17 protein-coding genes and 1 pseudogene are annotated in these 16,709 nt (G+C 62.1%); 3 read left to right on the forward strand and 15 right to left on the reverse strand.

Translation table 11 applies throughout. From position 1 onward, the window contains the following. Positions 1 to 35: 35 nt before the first annotated feature. The 5 genes and pseudogenes from msrA to J2857_RS13900 form a co-directional block, all read right to left on the reverse strand. The gene (gene msrA / locus J2857_RS13880) at positions 36 to 764 is read right to left on the reverse strand and encodes a peptide-methionine (S)-S-oxide reductase MsrA (protein ID WP_210010723.1); all 729 of its coding nucleotides are present in this window, start codon (positions 762 to 764) and stop codon (positions 36 to 38) included. Between the two features lie 43 nt (positions 765 to 807). Then, positions 808 to 1,302, reverse strand: a complete 495-nt coding sequence (gene msrB, locus J2857_RS13885; protein WP_210010724.1) for a peptide-methionine (R)-S-oxide reductase MsrB — start codon at positions 1,300 to 1,302, stop codon at positions 808 to 810. A gap of 162 nt (positions 1,303 to 1,464) precedes the next feature. Then, the gene (locus J2857_RS13890; protein ID WP_210010725.1) at positions 1,465 to 3,858 is read right to left on the reverse strand and encodes a phosphoketolase family protein; all 2,394 of its coding nucleotides are present in this window, start codon (positions 3,856 to 3,858) and stop codon (positions 1,465 to 1,467) included. A gap of 64 nt (positions 3,859 to 3,922) precedes the next feature. Next, positions 3,923 to 5,107 carry an acetate/propionate family kinase gene (locus J2857_RS13895; RefSeq protein ID WP_210010726.1) on the reverse strand — a complete coding sequence of 395 codons (1,185 nt, stop codon included), beginning with the start codon at positions 5,105 to 5,107 and terminating at the stop codon, positions 3,923 to 3,925. Next, positions 5,104 to 6,060: pseudogene (locus J2857_RS13900) on the reverse strand (bifunctional enoyl-CoA hydratase/phosphate acetyltransferase); the annotation flags it as partial. The pseudogene J2857_RS13900 and the gene J2857_RS13895, both read right to left, overlap by 4 nt. A 136-nt stretch (positions 6,061 to 6,196) precedes the next feature. Here J2857_RS13900 and J2857_RS13905 point away from each other — a divergent pair. Continuing rightward, entirely contained in the window at positions 6,197 to 7,711 is a 1,515-nt protein-coding gene (locus tag J2857_RS13905; RefSeq protein ID WP_210010728.1) for a pyruvate kinase, read from the forward strand. A gap of 101 nt (positions 7,712 to 7,812) precedes the next feature. Further along, positions 7,813 to 9,327 carry an AAA family ATPase gene (locus tag J2857_RS13910; protein ID WP_210010729.1) on the forward strand — a complete coding sequence of 505 codons (1,515 nt, stop codon included), beginning with the start codon at positions 7,813 to 7,815 and terminating at the stop codon, positions 9,325 to 9,327. A 52-nt stretch (positions 9,328 to 9,379) separates the two neighbouring features. Here J2857_RS13910 and adhP read toward each other — a convergent pair whose 3' ends face one another. Further along, positions 9,380 to 10,408: an alcohol dehydrogenase AdhP gene (gene adhP, locus J2857_RS13915; protein ID WP_210010730.1), complete on the reverse strand. Its 1,029-nt coding sequence runs from the start codon at positions 10,406 to 10,408 to the stop codon at positions 9,380 to 9,382. 214 nt (positions 10,409 to 10,622) lie between these two features. Here adhP and J2857_RS13920 point away from each other — a divergent pair, with 214 nt between their 5' ends. Further along, the gene (locus J2857_RS13920) at positions 10,623 to 11,066 is read left to right on the forward strand and encodes a hypothetical protein (RefSeq protein WP_210010731.1); all 444 of its coding nucleotides are present in this window, start codon (positions 10,623 to 10,625) and stop codon (positions 11,064 to 11,066) included. A 126-nt stretch (positions 11,067 to 11,192) separates the two neighbouring features. Here the strand turns inward: J2857_RS13920 and J2857_RS13925 are convergent, their stop codons facing one another. From J2857_RS13925 to J2857_RS13965, 9 genes are all read right to left on the reverse strand, one after another. Next, on the reverse strand, positions 11,193 to 11,456 hold the full coding sequence (locus tag J2857_RS13925) for a DUF1488 domain-containing protein (RefSeq protein WP_210010732.1): 264 nt from the start codon (positions 11,454 to 11,456) through the stop codon (positions 11,193 to 11,195). 77 nt (positions 11,457 to 11,533) lie between these two features. Further along, a complete protein-coding gene (locus J2857_RS13930) occupies positions 11,534 to 11,677 on the reverse strand; it encodes a hypothetical protein (protein WP_210010733.1) in 144 nt (47 codons plus the stop codon). A gap of 196 nt (positions 11,678 to 11,873) precedes the next feature. Next, complete coding sequence (locus J2857_RS13935; protein WP_046603538.1) at positions 11,874 to 12,164, reverse strand: hypothetical protein; 291 nt, start codon at positions 12,162 to 12,164, stop codon at positions 11,874 to 11,876. Between the two features lie 139 nt (positions 12,165 to 12,303). After that, a complete protein-coding gene (locus J2857_RS13940) occupies positions 12,304 to 13,344 on the reverse strand; it encodes a fatty acid desaturase (protein ID WP_210010734.1) in 1,041 nt (346 codons plus the stop codon). A gap of 86 nt (positions 13,345 to 13,430) precedes the next feature. Further along, the gene (locus J2857_RS13945) at positions 13,431 to 13,811 is read right to left on the reverse strand and encodes a DUF6481 family protein (protein WP_105402130.1); all 381 of its coding nucleotides are present in this window, start codon (positions 13,809 to 13,811) and stop codon (positions 13,431 to 13,433) included. Between the two features lie 195 nt (positions 13,812 to 14,006). Continuing rightward, complete coding sequence (locus J2857_RS13950; protein WP_037085395.1) at positions 14,007 to 14,216, reverse strand: cold-shock protein; 210 nt, start codon at positions 14,214 to 14,216, stop codon at positions 14,007 to 14,009. 287 nt (positions 14,217 to 14,503) lie between these two features. Then, positions 14,504 to 15,319 (reverse strand): transglutaminase-like domain-containing protein, encoded by an 816-nt coding sequence (locus J2857_RS13955; RefSeq protein ID WP_210010735.1) that lies wholly within the window; start codon positions 15,317 to 15,319, stop codon positions 14,504 to 14,506. 75 nt (positions 15,320 to 15,394) lie between these two features. Next, the gene (locus tag J2857_RS13960; RefSeq protein WP_210010736.1) at positions 15,395 to 16,291 is read right to left on the reverse strand and encodes a transglutaminase family protein; all 897 of its coding nucleotides are present in this window, start codon (positions 16,289 to 16,291) and stop codon (positions 15,395 to 15,397) included. Between the two features lie 172 nt (positions 16,292 to 16,463). Next, positions 16,464 to 16,709, reverse strand: coding sequence for a hypothetical protein (locus J2857_RS13965; RefSeq protein ID WP_037085404.1), 246 nt, complete (start codon positions 16,707 to 16,709; stop codon positions 16,464 to 16,466).

Genomic DNA, 16,709 nt, shown 5'->3' on the forward strand with positions numbered 1-16,709 from the left:
CCAGACGGGCGATAGCGGAATGGTACCCTTGGGTCTCAGTTGCCGATGCCGGCCTGTGCGACCAGGACCGGTTTGTCGCGATAATCGCTCGGGAACAGCTTCTTCAGGTTCTCGATCTTCGGCAGGTCGTTATAGACGATATAAGGATAGGTCGGATTCTGCGTCAGGAAGTCCTGATGGTAGGCTTCCGCCGGATAAAAGGCCTTGCCCGGCTCGATGGTCGTGGCAATCGGCCCATGGAAGACCTTGGCCTTGCCGAGCTGGTCGATATAGGCCCTGGCGACGCGGGCCTGTTCCTCGCTTGTCGGGAAGACGGTCGAGCGGTACTGCGTGCCCGTATCCGGCCCCTGGCGGTTGAGCTGGGTCGGATCGTGGGCGACGGAGAAATAGATCTGCAGCAGATGCCCGTAGGTGATCTTCTTCGGATCGAAGGTCACACGAACCGATTCCGCGTGGCCGGTCTTGCCGTAACCGACCGTCTCGTAAACGGCGGTCTCCTTGGCGCCGCCGGCATAACCGGAAACGGCGTTCTTGACGCCTTCGACATGCTGGAACACGCCCTGGACGCCCCAGAAACAGCCGCCGGCGAAGATGGCGGTTTCGGTCGCAGCCGTGCTCGTGGCCTGGTCGACGGCGGGGGCGGGGATGGCAATTCCCTCCTCGGCCGTGGCGCTGGTGGTGGCGCCGACCGTCAGGCCGGCCAGAACCAGCGCTGCGCCGGCAAAGGCGGTGAGAGTGTAGGGTGTCTTCGCTCTGTTTTTCATGGCGGTCTCCTCAACCGAAGTGAATGAAGGATAGGGCGGCGGATCAGGCCGATACCGGACGAAATTTCATGACGGCGCCGTTCATGCAGTAGCGCAGGCCGGTTGGCTTCGGTCCGTCGTTGAAGACATGGCCGAGATGGCCGCCGCAACGGGCGCAGTTGACGGCGACGCGGACCATGCCGAGCGTCGTGTCGCGCACCGTGTCGACGGCATTGTCGAGCGGCGCCCAGAAGCTCGGCCAGCCGGTGCCGCTTTCGAATTTCGTCTCCGAGGAGAAAAGCGCCTGATCGCAGCCGACGCAGGCGAACGTGCCTTTGCGGTGCTCGTTGAGAAGCGGGCTGCTGCCGGGATATTCGGTGCCTTCCTCGCGCAGGATATTGTACTGTTCCGGCGTCAGCAGCTTGCGCCACTCGTCTGCGGTATGGGTCACGGGGAAAGTTTTTCCGGCGGCCGCAAGCGTCGATCGGATACTTGTTGCGAGAGGGATTGCGGCGAGCGCCAGGGTGCTGCCTGCCAGGAATATGCGTCTGTTCATCATGATGGGGCCTCCCGGTCCATAATCTGCTTTCCTGCATGATTACGGAAGAGACGGGCGATGGGTTACACACATCGCCGCGAAACACCGAAACGTGATCCTGGCTCCAAGTCTGAACGCCGTGAAGGCCCTGAACCCGAAGGCAGGGCCTTCATGATTGCGGCATCAGCGCGCCGGCCATTTCCAGTTCTGGATTTCCGGCATGTCCTCGCCATGTTCGCGGACATAACGGGTGTGTTCGCCAAGTTTTCCCTTCAGCATGTCGATCACGTCAGCCGCCTTCTCCTTCAGGCCCGGTACGCGCTCGATCGCCTCGATGGCGAGGTGGAAGCGGTCGAGTTCGTTCAGCACCGTCATGTCGAAGGGTGTCGTCGTCGTGCCCTCCTCGATGAAGCCGCGCACATGGATGTTCCGGTGGTTGGAGCGTTTGTAGGTCAGCCGGTGGATGAGGTAGGGATAACCGTGATAGGCGAAGATCACCGGTCGGTCGGTGGTGAACAGCCGGTCGAATTCCTCGTCGGACAGGCCGTGCGGGTGCTGGTCCTGAGACTGCAGGGCGAGCAGATCGACGACGTTGACGACGCGGATCCTCAAGTCGGAGATTGCCTCGCGCAACAGCGAAACCGCAGCGAGCGTCTCCAGGGTCGGCACGTCGCCGGCGCAGGCCATCACCACGTCGGGCTCGACCGGGCCGCTCTCGTTGCTCGCCCAGTCCCAGATGCCGATGCCGGCCTCGCAGTGCCGGATCGCCTCGTCCATCGTCAGCCATTGCGGCTCGGGCTGCTTGCCGGCGACGATGACGTTGACGCGGTCCCAGGTCTTCAGGCAGTGGTCGCCGATCCACAGCAGCGTATTGGCATCCGGCGGCAAGTAGATGCGCACGATATCCGCCTTCTTGTTGGCGACGAGATCGACGAAGCCGGGATCCTGGTGGGAAAAGCCGTTATGGTCCTGCCGCCATACATGCGAGGTCAGCAGGTAGTTGAGCGAGGAGACCGGCCTGCGCCACGGCAACTCGCGCGACACTTTCAGCCACTTGGCGTGCTGGTTGAACATCGAATCGACGATGTGGATGAAGGCCTCGTAGCACGAGAAGAAACCATGCCGGCCGGTGAGCAGATAACCTTCCAGCCAGCCCTGGCAGAGATGTTCGGAGAGCACTTCCATCACCCGCCCTTCGCGCGACAGATGCACGTCATAAGGCTCGATCTTCTCCATCCAGACACGGTCGGTGACCTCGAAGACATTGCCGAGCCGGTTCGATTCCGTTTCGTCGGGACCGAAGATGCGGAAGTTGGAATTGATGTCGTTGAGCTTCAGCACGTCGCGCAGATATTTGCCGAGTATCTCCGTCGTCTGGACCATGTCGGCACCCCGCGCCCTGACCGGCACCGCATACTCACGGATGTCGGGCACGATGAGTTCCTTGCGCAGCAAGCCGCCATTGGCATGCGGGTTGGCACCCATGCGGCGCTCACCGCTGGGTGAGAGCGCCCGCAACTCCTCCTTCAGCCGGCCATTGCCGTCGAACAGGTCTTCCGGATCGTAGCTCCGCATCCAGTCCTCGAGGATCTTCCGGTGATCGTCGTTCTCGCGGCAGCCGGAGACCGGCACCTGATGGGCCCGCCAGAAACCCTCTACTCGTCTGCCGTCGACTTCCTTCGGTCCGGTCCAGCCTTTCGGGCTGCGCAGCACGATCATCGGCCAGCGCGGGCAGGTATCTGAGGTCTTTCCCCCGCGCGCTTGCGCCTGGATCGTGCGGATACGGTCGAAGACCTCGTCCAGGACGGCGGCCATCTGCCGGTGCATCTTCTCCGGGTGGTGACCCTCGACGAAGAACGGTTCGTACCCGTAACCGCGGAAAAGATGCTCGATGTCCTCGTCAGCCATGCGGCCAAGCAGCGTCGGGTTGGCGATCTTATAGCCGTTGAGATGCAGGATCGGCAGCACGGCGCCGTCGCGGGCAGGGTTCAGGAACTTGTTTGAATGCCAGCTCGCGGCAAGCGGCCCTGTCTCGGCTTCTCCGTCGCCGACGACGCAGGCGACGACCAGATCCGGATTGTCGAAGGCCGCACCATAGGCATGCACCAGCGCGTAACCGAGCTCGCCGCCTTCGTGGATGGAGCCGGGCGTTTCCGGCGCCGCGTGGCTCGGGATGCCGCCCGGGAAGGAGAACTGCCGGAACAGTTTCCGCATGCCGGCCGTATCCTCGCCGATCTCCGGATAGATCTCGTTATAGGTGCCTTCGAGATAGGTGCTGGCGACCATGCCCGGCCCGCCATGGCCGGGACCGCAAACATAGATCATGCTGAGATCGCGGTTACGGATGATCCTGTTGAGATGCGCGTAGATGAAATTGAGGCCGGGCGTCGTGCCCCAGTGACCTAGCAGCCGCGGCTTGATGTGTTCCGGCTTCAGCGGCTCCTTTAAGAGCGGATTGTCGAGAAGATAGATCTGCCCGACGGACAGATAGTTCGCCGCCCGCCAATAGCGGTCGATCAGCGCCAGTTCCTCCGTCGTCGTCTCATGGTTTTCCGGCACGATGGTCTTGAGCTGCATCTCATTCTCCTTCGATGGGTCGGCCACATCTACCGCGGGCTTCCACCCGGGCTCATGACATGGATCAAGGCTGCGCATTGAGTACGGCGAGGCATTCCTCCGCGATCATCCGCTCCTCGTCGGTCGGAATGACATAAACCGCGACGCGGCTTGCGGGCGTGCTGATCTTCAGGGCGTTGCTGTCATTAGCGGCCGCGTCCAGTTCGATGCCGAGCCAGAGCAGGCGGTCGGCGACGCGCGTCCTCACCTCCGGCTGGTTCTCGCCTATGCCGGCTGTAAAGACGAGGGCGTCCAGACCTCCGAGCGTCGCCGCAAGCCGGCCGACCTCTCCGGCGATCCTGAGCGCGAAGAGGTCGATCGCCTCCCGTGCCGCCTTACCGCCGTCCTCGAAGAGTTCGCGGATATCGCCGCTCAGCCCCGAAACGCCGAGCAGGCCGGACTGGTGGTAGAGCATATCCTCCACCTCCTCGACCGATTTGCCGAGAGGGCCGAGCAGATGCAGAAGCACGCCGGGATCGAGCCAACCGGGCCGGGTCGCCATGGGAATACCGTCGAGCGTGGAAAAACCCATGCTGGAATCGCGGCTCCTTCCGTTCTCGATCGCGCAGAGGCTGGCGCCGCTGCCGAGATGGGCGATGACGACCTTACCATCGGCGATATCAGGCGCCTTCCCGGCAAGTGCGCCGGCCACGTACCGGTAGGAAAGCCCGTGGAAACCGTACCGTTTGATGCCCTGGTCATGGTAGGCGCGGGGAATGGCGAGACGCCGCGCGAGATCGGACTGTGTGGCATGGAAGGTGGTGTCGAAGGAGCCGGTCTGGAAAAGCGCCGGGCGCAGGTGCTTGACGGCCCTGATCATTCGTAGAGCCTGTGGTTGATGCAGCGGCGCCAGTTCCGTCAAGGACCGGACCTTGGCGAGCGTCTCGGCCGTCAATTCCACCGGGCCGTCGAAGACGTCGCCGCCATGGACGATCCGGTGGCCGGCAGAGTTGAAGGCATCGAGGTCGAAATGTGTGCCCAGTTCCCGGAACACCTCGTCCATCAGCTCGGCGAGATCGTCGCCGGCCTCGCCCTTGAGCGGCAGTTCGAACTGCTGCGGGCCTTCTTTCAGATGCAGCGTCAGCGGATAGGTTCCGAAGTCGACGACTGCCTTGCCGATCCGTTCCGGCCTGTCGCCTTCCACTTTGAATATGCCGATCTTCACGGTCGAAGAGCCGGTATTGAACGTCAGGAGAAGGTTGTCCGTCATAGAGGCATCCTTGCTTCAAGTCGTTTCGCCGCAGCCAGCCTCGCAAGAGCGGCGGATGCCGTTCGAACCTTGGCCGGGTCTGCGCGGCTTGTCAGTATGATAGGAACCCGGGCGCCGAGGACCAGTCCTGCGGCGTCTGCACCGGCGAAATAAATGAGCTGCTTGGCGAGCATGTTGCCGGCTTCGAGATCGGGAACCAGCAGGATATCCGCCTGGCCGGCGACCGGAGAGGCGATGCATTTCGCCTGCGCGGCCTCGATGCTGATCGCATTGTCGAAGGCGAGCGGGCCATCGACGATCGCTCCTTCGATCTGCCCGCGCGCGGCCATGACGGTGAGGGCGGCGGCGTCCAGTGTGGAGGGCATCCGGCTGTTGACCGTCTCGACGGCGGCAAGCACCGCCACCAGCGGCTTTGCGACGCCAAGAAGATGCATGAGATCGACGGCGTTCTGGCAGATGTCGCGCTTCTGATCGAGATCCGGCTGGATGTTGATCGCCGCATCGGTGACGACCAGCAGTTTGTCGTAGGCCGGAATGTCCATGACATAGACATGGCTCATGCGCCGCCCGGTCTTCAATTTCGATGCCGGCGCGACGATCGCCGAAAGCAGCTCGTCGCTGTGCAGGCTGCCTTTCATCAGGGCGGCCACCTTGCCCGTGGAGGCGAGTTCGACCCCGCGGTCGGCCGCCGCATGGCTGTGCTCGACAGGTTCGATGTCGATCCCGGCAAGCGACAGTTCGGCGGCATCCGCTATTGCCCTGATCTTGTGTTCCGGTCCGACCAGGACCGGATCGAGAAGGCCCTGTCCCTTGAGCTCCACCGCGGAGCGCAGGGTTTCCGTCGAACACGGATGAACCACCGCCGTTCGCATCGGAGGCAGCGAGATCGCCTGGTGGATAATGGCCTCGTATCGGCCGTGGTGTCTGAGCGTCATCTCCACGAAATGCCTTTCCTCGTCGTGCCGGGTGGCTCCGCTTTTGAACCGCCGCGGGCGGCACCGCCTTGATACAGCGCAATGCCCCGCAAGCCGTCATCAAGGATTCGTCTTTGCGATACAGGCTGAAGGAAACGGCACATGGAGACGCGCAATGTCGCAGGCAGCTGAACGGCCGACACCGAACGAAAACGAATTGACCGATCTTTTCGGAGAACTGCTGGCCCTGAGGCGGGATATCGCCACGCAGGCGGAGCCAAGCCTTCGCGCCTTGACCGGCGGCGCCCTGCTGGCAGAAGAGCATCGGGCAGCGCTTGCCAATCTCTGCCACTATCTTTCGTTGAGGCGCTACGACCTGAGGCCGCTGCAGCGCCGGCTGATGTGGCGTGGGCTGTCCTCGCTCGGGCGGCTCGAAAGCCGCGTCCTGCCGACCATCGACGCGGTCCTCGCTTCGCTTGCGGGCGTCCAGGGAAGTGTTCCGCCCTTCGAGCCGCCGTCGGAAGAGCAATTCTTCAGGGGCGAGGGTCTGCTCACGAGATCGACCAACGATCTTTTCGGATCGCCGCCAGAGCATCGCCGCGGCCGCATCATGGTGACCTTGCCGGGCGAGGCGGCGGACCAGCCGGACTTCATTCTCGATCTCGCAAGACGCGGCATGGATATCGCCCGCATCAACTGCGCCCATGACGACGACAAGGCCTGGGCGGCGATGGCGAGACACGTGCGGGCGGCCGGCGAAACGCTGGGCCGGCGGCTGACGGTGCTGATGGACATCGCCGGCCCGAAGATCCGCACCGAGAAGACCGCCGGCGACAAGAAGGCGAAATTGCAGGCCGGCGATCGCCTGCGCCTCGTCGCCTCGGGCGAACCCTATCTGACTGACGGGGTGCCCTTCTGCTCAGCGGTTTCACTGCCCGAAATCGTTACTCGCGTCGCCGTCGGCGATCGCATTCGTTACGATGACGGCAAGCTGGAAGGCGTGATCGAGAGCGTCTCCGAAGGCGAGGCAATCGTTCGCGTCACCCACACGAAGACCGGCGGCGCCAAGCTGAAACCGGAAAAGGGCCTGAACCTTCCCGATACCGCGCTCGGCCTTTCGCCGCTGACGGCCAAGGACCATTCCGATCTCGCGACGATCATCGTCAATGCCGACATGCTCGGTTATTCCTTCGTCAGCCGGCCGGACGACATCGACCTTCTCGAAGAGGCGCTTGCCACCTTTCCGCCGCGCCAGCACCCGCTCGGCCTGATCGCCAAGATCGAACAGCCGCAGGCCGTCGCAAACCTGCCGGCCCTGATCGCCCGGGCGCGCTGCCGCAACCGGCCGTTCGGCGTGATGATCGCCCGCGGCGATCTGGCCGCCGAGATCGGTTTCGAACGCGTCGCGGAAATGCAGGAGGAGCTGCTGTGGATCTGCGAAGCGGCGGCCGTGCCGACAGTCTGGGCGACGCAGGTTCTCGAAGACCTGGTCAAGGACGGCCTGCCGTCGCGCGGCGAGATGACCGATGCGGCCATGGCGGCGCGGGCGGAATGCGTCATGCTGAACAAGGGGCCGGCCGTCGGCGAGGCCGTGACGCTCCTCGACAGCCTGCTCGCGCGGATGGACGGCCATATCTTCAAGAAGACGCCGACGCTCCGGGCGCTGAAGTCCTGGCCGGGCGCCGCGTAAGAACGCAACCGGTGTCATGCTCGCCCGTTGACTGATATCAAGGTCCAGGAGGCCGTTGAATGGCCTCCTGTCGACAGAGGCGGCAGAGCAGGAGACCGGTTATGACGAGTGACGACCAAGGCGGCATCATTGCCTTTCTGGCAGACCCGGCATCCTACGGACTTGCAGGCCCCGTCGAGCGGATGGAGACGCATATCTCCATGATTTTCCTCGTCGGCGACCGGGTCTACAAGCTGAAGAAGGCGCTGAAGCTGCCCTATGTCGATTTCTCGACGCCCACGATCCGCGAGGATGCCTGCCGCAAGGAGGTTGCGCTGAACAGCGAGACCGCCCCCGACCTCTATATCGGCGTACGGCGTATTACCCACTCGGACGCCGGCACTTTGGAATTCGACGGCGAAGGACCGCTTGTCGATGCCGTCGTCGAGATGAGCCGGTTCGAGCAGAACCAGCTCTTCGACCGCATTGCGGTTGCGGGCCGGCTGACGCCGGAGTTGATGACGCAGACCGCCCGGATGATCGCATACTACCACCGCCGGGCACCGGTCGTCTCAAAGGGAGGCGGGGCGGCCAATATCGAGGCCGTCCTCGACATCAACGATGCCGGATTTGCCACCAGCCATGTCTTCGATCCGGAGGAGTTGGCCAGGATTAGCGGGAGCTTTCGGTCCCAGCTGATACGGCATGGCGAGCTTCTCGATCGGCGGGCGCTGGCGGGCAAGGTCCGCCGCTGCCACGGCGATCTTCATCTGCGCAATATCTGCCTGCTGGGCGGCAAGCCATGCCTGTTCGACTGCATCGAATTCAATCTCGGGATCGCCACCGTCGATGTCCTCTACGACCTCGCGTTCCTGCTGATGGATCTCTGGCACCGCGGTTTTCCCGACCTCGCCAATCTGGTGATGAACCGTTATTTGGATGAAACCGATGACGAGGACGGGTTCTGCCTCCTGCCGTTCCTGATGGCGATCAGGGCGGCGGTCCGCGCGCATGTGACGGCGACGCAGGCTGAAGAGCCGGGGCAGGATGCAGCCAGGCTGGCGGGCGAGGCGAGGTCCTATTTCAATCTCGCCCATGCGCTCCTGGGGGATACGCCGCCGCGCCTCATAGCGATCGGAGGCCTCAGCGGTTCCGGCAAGACGACGGTCGCGGATCACCTGGCCGCCAAGGTCGGCGCGCCTCCGGGTGCCAGGATCGTCGAAAGCGACCGAATCCGCAAAGCGCTGCATGGTGTTTCGGCTGAGACGAGGCTTCCGGTTTCCGCCTATCAACCCGACATATCGAAAAAGGTCTATCGCGAGATGGCGCGGCACGCGGAGCTGATCCTCGCCGAGGGTGGATCCGTCGTTGCCGACGCGGTTTTCGACGATCCGGCCAACCGGCTCCTGATGGAGAATGCTGCCGCGAGGTCTGGAGCAGGCTTTCAGGGCATCTGGCTCGAGGCTGACCCGGAACTGCTCCGGCAGCGGGTCCGGGAGCGGGCGGGAGGCCCTTCGGACGCGACCACGGACGTGCTGTCGGGCCAACTGGCCCGCAAGCCCGCGGATATATCATGGCGGCATGTCGATGCATCGGGCACGCCGGACACGATAACTGCCGCCATCCTCTCGAACTGACGCCAAAAGCGCCGGGCGAAGGCCGCCCGGCGCTGTGTAGAAGTCAGATGGCTTACGAGAAATCCAGCACCATGCGCCCGTCGATCTTGCCGTCCTTCAGGCGCGTAAAGATATCGTTGATGTCTTCGAGCGGGGCCTTGTGGATTTCCGCCTTGACCTTGCCTTCCGTGGCGAAGGCGATTGCTTCGTCGAGATCACGCCTTGTCCCGACGATCGAACCGCGCACGGTGATGCGTTTCAACACCACGTCGAAAATCGGCGTCGGGAATTCGCCGGGCGGCAGGCCGACCAGGCTGACGGTTCCCTTGCGCCGGGCCATCCGGATCGCCTGCGAGAAAGCCGGAGGCGAGACGGCGGTGACCAGCACCCCATGCGCGCCTCCGCCGGTTGCTTTCAGCGTCTCTTCCACCGCAGTCAACGAGCGGGCGTCCACGGCGAGATCGGCGCCGAGATTACGGGCGAGCGCCAGCTTCTCCGGGCTGACGTCCAGTGCCACGACATGCAGGCCCATCGCCTTGGCATATTGGACCGCCACATGACCAAGCCCGCCGATCCCGGAGATCGCCACCCATTCGCCGGGCTTCGCCTCGGTCTCCTTGAGCCCCTTGTAGGTGGTGACGCCGGCGCAGAGGATCGGCGAGATCGCCGCGAAATCGACGTTCTGCGGCAGCTTTGCGGCGAAGGCCGCCGAAGCGATGACATATTCGGCAAAGCCGCCATTGCAGCTGTAGCCGGTATTGTGCTGGTGCTCGCAAAGCGTCTCCCAGCCGGTTTCGCAATATTCGCAGCTAAGGCATGCATCGTGCAGCCACGCGACGCCCACCGCATCGCCTTCCTTCAATCCCGTCACGCCGGGACCAAGCTCGGCAACGATGCCGGTCGCTTCATGCCCGGGAGTGAACGGTGGGCTCGGCTTGACGGGCCAGTCGCCGTCGGCCGCATGAAGGTCGGTGTGGCACACGCCGCAGGCCATGACCTTGACAAGGATTTCGCCGGGTCCTGGAACGGGCACCTGGACGCATTCGATCGCGAGCGGCTTGCCGAATTGGCGCACGACGGCGGCTTTCATCGTTCGGGTCATCTTCGTCTCCTTGTTGTGGAAAGCTTAAGTGCGCGAAGAGATATCCCGGCTCCGGGGGCGCTTCATTGACCCAGCGCAAGCGGAGGCAGATGCGCTGGCCCCGCGCCCGTTGACGCGCGTCAATGTCGGCGGCGCTGACGACGCTAGAACCTGAGAGCTTAGGTAGCCGGCCCTGAGTGGCCTCACGGGCCTCTGATGGAAGGAGGATATGGAGATGGACTATGACGTGGGTGTCCTGGACGCGGCGGATGTCTATCGCGCTTTCGCGGTTGTCCAGCTGGTCATGTCGGGCCTGGATCTGCAGACGTGGAAACGGCTGACGGCTTCGGCCTCGTTGCGTCGCGATTGGTTGGCCGTTACGGACGCGCAGGGATATGTCCGCGGCCTTTGTCACGTCTTTGCCCGCGAGCATCCGGTTTACGGGCGCCAGCTCGAAATACCGGTTTTTGCATCCATTGGCCTCGTCGATGACCGGGGTGTTGCGAAACGTCTTTTCGAATACGCCAAGCTGCGCGCAAAACTGGATGGGTGCGAAAAGGTCCATTTCTGGTCTTCGGCGTCGAAGGATTGCTATAGCCTTGATACACTCCGGGACGCAGGTCCCTGGGACGATGGATTGATCTATGATCTGAGCACCGACCGCGGCACCGTTCACTGACGGGATTTGCGATGAAGGATGCCGGAGGTCCGCTCGAAAATGATTTGGGGGCGCTGTCGCGCGTTCACTTCGACATCCGGACGCGATAGTCCGCCTCACAGCAGGCGCATCCGGCCCAAACCCGGATCAGCCGAGGTCGGCTGCCGTCAGGGTATAGGTGGTGCCCCGACTAGGACGATACGCCTTCATTGCTGCATCCTGAATACTGGATCGGGCTGCATCGAAAGCCCTGAGGTAATCGGCCTCGGACATGCCCGTCGCAGTGCTATCGGCGAGCGCTTTGGCTTCCACGAAAAACCTGACCTCGAACATGCCGTCATAACCCAGGAAACGAACGACCTTGCGCGCTTCGTCGAAACTGCGGCTTCTGTTCGGAAATATCAGGGTCATGATGGTTTCAGCTCGAGATGGAAGGCATTTCTCTTGGAAACGGCATTCCGGGGTTTCTGATGATGCGTATTGCGGGGTCAGAACAGATCGCGAAGCAGGATGTAGAGAATGAATGCCATGGATAGCCCCGGCACGACAATGCGGAACAGGCTACCGTAGCCTGCCCGATGTAATTGCGGGCCTGTCTGGGAAGAAGGTTGGATTCGCCTGATGGAAGACATGTTGTCCTCCTCGTTAGGGCCAGGGCTCGCGCCCTTGATCGCAGTGCCCGTTCTGAATCTGCTACCTGTACGTAATATGGGGCGAACGCGAACGAATACAAGGGGAAGTCTCTCCGCTCGTCAAGAGCTGAGAGATCCGCCGCCGCATTTCATGTGATCCGGCTGCCTGCCTATTTGGGCGGCGTGGCGCTGTCGGCTATTTGTTCTTCAGAAGCCACATTTTGCCGGCCATGGTGATCCCATGCGCGGATTCCTCTGCTGGGACGTCCTCGTTGAGGATACGCAGAAGGCCGTATTCCCGCAGTTCATTCAAGGTCGTGGTCGTCAGGAACTTGATCTTCTGCGGCCGTTCCTTGAACCGGTCGTTCCGCGCATAGGTCACGACTGCATTCAGATGTGTCCACTTCTTGGCTTCCTGCGGGAACAGGTCACCATCCTTGGCAAGCTTCAGGCCCCTGATCTGGGTCGGCGTCAGCTCGACGGTCAGTGCATGCGCCGCGGGCGTCGGGGTGGCGGTCGTTTTGGTGTTCTCGGTCGTATTCAATGTTCGGTCCTTGATCGGTACGGAGATAGTCTTAGTGCATTCGCTGCGCAGGCGGTGGTTTCAGCCCCGCGGATTGCATCGGTTAAGAAGTCTTTGCCGCCTTGGCGGCATCGCGAAACGACAGGAGCTTTCGGCTCTTTTCGTCCCAGAGTACGAGCTTGACGCATTGGATGCTCTGCCAAAGCGTTATGCGACCGATGCCGGCAAGCTCGGGGTGATCGCGCAGCACTTCGGGCAGCCGGTAATAAGGGATACGGCTCGACAGGTGATGGACATGGTGGATGCCGATATTGCCGGTCAGCCAACGCAACGCCAGCGGTAGATCGTAGTGGGACGCGCCGTGAAGGGCGGCCTCCGGAAACTGCCATTCCTCGGTCTTAGACCAATGGGTTTCCTCGAACTGATGCTGGACGTAGAAGAGCCACACGCCGGCGGCCCCCGCGATCAGCACGATCGGCAGATGGACCAGCAGGAAGGGCACGAGCCCGATTGCCCATATCATCAGGGCCGCCAGAATAGCGACCGCGAGATTGGTGGCCATCGTCGAAATCCAGGGCAGGGAGCCCGACTTCATCATTCCGAACGGCAAGCGCTGCTTGAAGAGGAAAAGCCAAGCGGGTCCGATTCCGAACATCACCAGCGGGTGGCGATAAAGCCGGTAGGCAAGCCGGCGCGACCAGGGCAGGGCCTGATATTCGTCGATCGTCAGCGTGGTGATGTCCCCGATGCCGCGCTCGTCGAGGTTACCGGCCGAGGCGTGATGGGCGGCATGCGCCCGGCGCCAGTAATCATAGGGCGTCAGGGTCAGCACTCCGAGCACTCGCCCGGTCCAGTTGTCGAGGCGCCGGCGCGCGAAGAACGAACCGTGGCCGCAGTCGTGCTGGATCATGAACAGCCGCAGCAGAAAGGCCGCGGCCGGAAGGACGAGGATCAGGCCGATCGGGTAGCCCAGGAAAACGGAAACATAAGCTGCGGCCGAGAAGGCTGCAAACGGCAGCACCGTGACGAGCAACTCGAAGGTGCTGCGTCCGAAACGCGGCTGCCGGTATTTCGAAAGAATCTTGAGCCAGGCGCCAGTATCGTCTTCGGCAACGGGCGCAATCGCATGGGCTGTGGCGTTCATGGAAATCGATCCACCTTTTTGGCCTCGGCATGCGGCGCGCCCGAAGCGGGATGTGCCTGCACGTCCTCAGGCACATGCCTCAAATATCAGCCCTGACGGGCCTTGCGTGCAGCGTAACGACGATCGCGCTCCGCCTTGCGGGCAGCTTCATCGGCGATGACCCGGGCAACCCGGTCGTTGGTTTCCGCTTGCCGGGCCTCGGCCTCGGCCTTTTCATCGGCTTCCGCAGCGGCGGCCAATGCGGCCGCTTCCTGGAGCTGGCGCTCGTTCTCGGCAGCCTTCTGGGCCTCGCGCTCGGCGCGGCGGGCTTCCCTTGCGGCTGCAATGGCCTCGCGCTCGGCGCGGCGTTCCTGCACGGCAGGATCTGTCGGCTTAGGGGCGGTTGCAAACTTTGCCAAAAGCTCGCGCTTAGCATCCGCTGCGGTTTTGCGGCGCTCGGCAAAGCTGTTGTCGTTCGGGTGTCTCAATGTATCGTCCTTGTCAGGTTTGAACTTGTCGGATTTGAAATCTTGTGGTCGAGACCAATATCGCGCCTAACGGGAGGCCATGCGGATATTCGCGTCAGCCAGATGCCTCAACGGAAAAAGGCCAGACATACGCCTGGCCTTCACATACCTCTTGCCGCCATGCCAGTACATCCGTGGTCATGGGAGGCTAAAGTTTTAGGCAGCCTGAAGCTGGCCTGCGGACATCTTGCCCGACTTGCGGTCACGCTCGAGTTCAAAGCCAAGCTTCTGGCCTTCAACGATCGAGCTCATGCCAGCGCGTTCGACGGCAGAGATGTGAACGAAGACGTCGGCGCTGCCGTCGTCAGGCTGAATGAAGCCGAAGCCCTTGGTGGCATTGAACCATTTAACTGTGCCAGTGGCCATAACGAACCCTTTCATAGCAACATTGATAAACCGCCGGGCGACGCGCGGCGGGTGTTTCGACTTTTGAGAGGGAAAGTTCGTCAAGAAGCGCGATGCGCAGCAAAAACAAATATCGGCAAACAAAGTATCGATAGGCTCTACCTACCGTATGGGGATCGAGGTGTCAACTTTTTGTTTTGAAAATCGCGAAATGCACAACCTTGGGTAGATTTCTTATGCGGCGAAAGAATATCAGCGGTACCCCGCTTCGAGGTCTCGCAGGTCGGCAGGCCCGGTAATTTGAAAATCTAGCCGACGGCCGGTATTTCTTCGGTCGTCACTTCGAAATACGACAGGACCGCGGGGCCGAAGGTAGTCGAAAGCGCCACGTCCGTCGCATCCCGCCCGGTGGCCATCAGGATGCGCCCGATGCGTGGTTTGTTATGGCGGGCATCGACCGTATTCCAGCGACCGCCGAGATAGACCTGGAACCAGGCGCTGAAATCCATCGGATTGACATCGACCGGGACGCCGATATCGCCGAGATAGCCGGTGCAGTAACGCGCGGGGATGTTCATGCAGCGGCAAAGCGTGATGGCGAGATGCGCGAAGTCGCGGCACACGCCCGTACGGTCTGTAAATCCTCCAAAAGCCGTCCGCAGCGGATCCGCGTTCTGGTAGTTGAAGGTGATGTGGTTGTGGGTAAAGTCGAGGATCGCCTGTACCCGCGGCCAGCCGAGAGGCGTTGCGGAAAATGTCTTCCAGGCGAAATCCGCCAGGCGGTCGGTGTCGCAGTAGCGGCTACCGAGCAGGAAGACCAGCACATCGTCCGGCAGATCCTTGATGTCGTGCTGGAAGGCGTTTTCCGGCACGGGGTCGGGCATGCCGTCGTCGTAGATCTCGAATTCCGTCGAGATCGTCGTCAGCCCCGGCGGCGCGACGATCCGGCTGCAGGCGTTTCCGAAGCTGTCGAGATAGCTCCGGGCCTCGATCGGCCGGTCGAAACTCAGTACCTGGTCACTCAAGAGGTCCACGCGACGCGAGGGATGGATATTGAGGACCAGCAGCATGGCCGTATCGTGCTGGCATTCATACCCTATACGAAACCCTGCGCGTATCTTCATGATCGTATCCCTATGGAAAAACTCTGGCCGAAATGGCATTTCAGCAGCAACGTTCGAATAATCCGGGTGTTCCAGTTATCCGTGGAGTTTCACGCTGTGGTCATCGGTCGTCACGTTGACCTGCACGGACATGCTGTCGAAATCGGTCTCGTCGCCATCGTAACTTCCCGATAGCGGGACCGCCTGCCGCGGATCGCGCGCGACACCCACACGGATCAGGTCGCGATTGCCGACGATACCGTTGGTGGGATCGAATTCCACCCAGCCGGCGCCGGGAAGATAGACCTGGCACCACGCGTGGGTCGATCCGCCGCCGAGCGTTATCGATCCGTCGCGGTCGGGCACGTAGATGTAGCCGGTGACGAAACGTGCCGCCAATCCGAGCGACCGCGCCGCCTCCATCATCAGCAATGCGAAATCGCGGCAGGTGCCGCGGCGCAGCTGCAGGGTTTCGAGCGGCGGTTGCGTCCCGTGTTCCGAGCGCCGGGCGTAGGCGAAACCCTCGTGGAGTGCAAAACACATGGTCATCAGCAGGTGGCCGGTTTCTGTGGGGTGGCCGACCTTGATGAATTGCCGCGCCCATTTGCCGACCCGGTCCTCGGGATCGGGATAGTGGCGCTGGATCGTCCGCTCCAGATCAAAGGCTTCTTCAGGATCGTACGCGAAAGGATAGGTGAGAGCTTCATCATCGATCTGGAAATCGATCGCCGCCTGAGGCGTGTGGTCGAGGCGGATGATTGTTTCGAACCTCAGTTCGGATGAGGCTTTGGATATCCCGACCAGCGCGACGCAATTGCCGAAGACATCGTGAATCCACCGGACATAGTCCGGTTTGGGAAAAACGTTCAGCTGAGAACTCAGCAAAGTCTGGTCAAAACTATCCCGCGGCCTGAACATCAGCCTGTGTTCGCCGAACTCCACCGGCCTGGTATACCGATAGGAGGTGACGTGCCGGACGGAAAATATCGTCATCCAATCACCGCAAAAGCATTAAGGGGGCGGCATGCGCTGGCGCGGGGCGCCTTATCGCACCCCGGATCAATGCTATAGCAGGCGCCATGCCAAGACGACAGGAAAAACCGGCCGCGGCGGGTAAAATACGATACCCCCGAACACGGCGTCGGACCGCCGGATTGGCGCTGTCTCACTGGTCCCGGCGCTGCAGCGGATAGTCGCCGGCGTCGTAGAGCCTCTGTATCTGGGTGCTGTCAAAACGGGCTTCTTCAACCTCGAGAATGGACCCGCGCAACAGGGATGCAGGCATCACCTCGATTGCGAAGCGCAGAGCCTCGGCCACGGTTTCGAACCTCTTGTAGCCAAGCCTGCTCGTTCTCTTCCAGTTCTTGCACGGGTAGAGTCCCGCGCCGGCATTGTAGTTGAAGGCGGCCAT

Origin of the sequence: Neorhizobium galegae (genome assembly GCF_017877055.1) — a bacterium.
Lineage (GTDB): Bacteria > Pseudomonadota > Alphaproteobacteria > Rhizobiales > Rhizobiaceae > Neorhizobium > Neorhizobium galegae_D.

What these genes read in the sequence shown, in the direction of transcription:
- J2857_RS13965 (WP_037085404.1), bottom strand. Translation starts at nt 16,709, where the DNA reads ATGGCCGCCTTCAACTACAATGCCGGCGCGGGACTCTACCCGTGCAAG.
- J2857_RS13940 (WP_210010734.1), bottom strand. Translation starts at nt 13,344, where the DNA reads ATGAACGCCACAGCCCATGCGATTGCGCCCGTTGCCGAAGACGATACT.
- J2857_RS13905 (WP_210010728.1), top strand. Translation starts at nt 6,197, where the DNA reads ATGTCGCAGGCAGCTGAACGGCCGACACCGAACGAAAACGAATTGACC.
- J2857_RS13890 (WP_210010725.1), bottom strand. Translation starts at nt 3,858, where the DNA reads ATGCAGCTCAAGACCATCGTGCCGGAAAACCATGAGACGACGACGGAG.
- msrA (WP_210010723.1), bottom strand. Translation starts at nt 764, where the DNA reads ATGAAAAACAGAGCGAAGACACCCTACACTCTCACCGCCTTTGCCGGC.
- J2857_RS13950 (WP_037085395.1), bottom strand. Translation starts at nt 14,216, where the DNA reads ATGGCCACTGGCACAGTTAAATGGTTCAATGCCACCAAGGGCTTCGGC.
- J2857_RS13955 (WP_210010735.1), bottom strand. Translation starts at nt 15,319, where the DNA reads ATGAAGATACGCGCAGGGTTTCGTATAGGGTATGAATGCCAGCACGAT.
- J2857_RS13920 (WP_210010731.1), top strand. Translation starts at nt 10,623, where the DNA reads ATGGACTATGACGTGGGTGTCCTGGACGCGGCGGATGTCTATCGCGCT.
- J2857_RS13910 (WP_210010729.1), top strand. Translation starts at nt 7,813, where the DNA reads ATGACGAGTGACGACCAAGGCGGCATCATTGCCTTTCTGGCAGACCCG.
- J2857_RS13930 (WP_210010733.1), bottom strand. Translation starts at nt 11,677, where the DNA reads ATGTCTTCCATCAGGCGAATCCAACCTTCTTCCCAGACAGGCCCGCAA.
- J2857_RS13895 (WP_210010726.1), bottom strand. Translation starts at nt 5,107, where the DNA reads ATGACGGACAACCTTCTCCTGACGTTCAATACCGGCTCTTCGACCGTG.
- J2857_RS13960 (WP_210010736.1), bottom strand. Translation starts at nt 16,291, where the DNA reads ATGACGATATTTTCCGTCCGGCACGTCACCTCCTATCGGTATACCAGG.
- adhP (WP_210010730.1), bottom strand. Translation starts at nt 10,408, where the DNA reads ATGACCCGAACGATGAAAGCCGCCGTCGTGCGCCAATTCGGCAAGCCG.
- msrB (WP_210010724.1), bottom strand. Translation starts at nt 1,302, where the DNA reads ATGATGAACAGACGCATATTCCTGGCAGGCAGCACCCTGGCGCTCGCC.
- J2857_RS13925 (WP_210010732.1), bottom strand. Translation starts at nt 11,456, where the DNA reads ATGACCCTGATATTTCCGAACAGAAGCCGCAGTTTCGACGAAGCGCGC.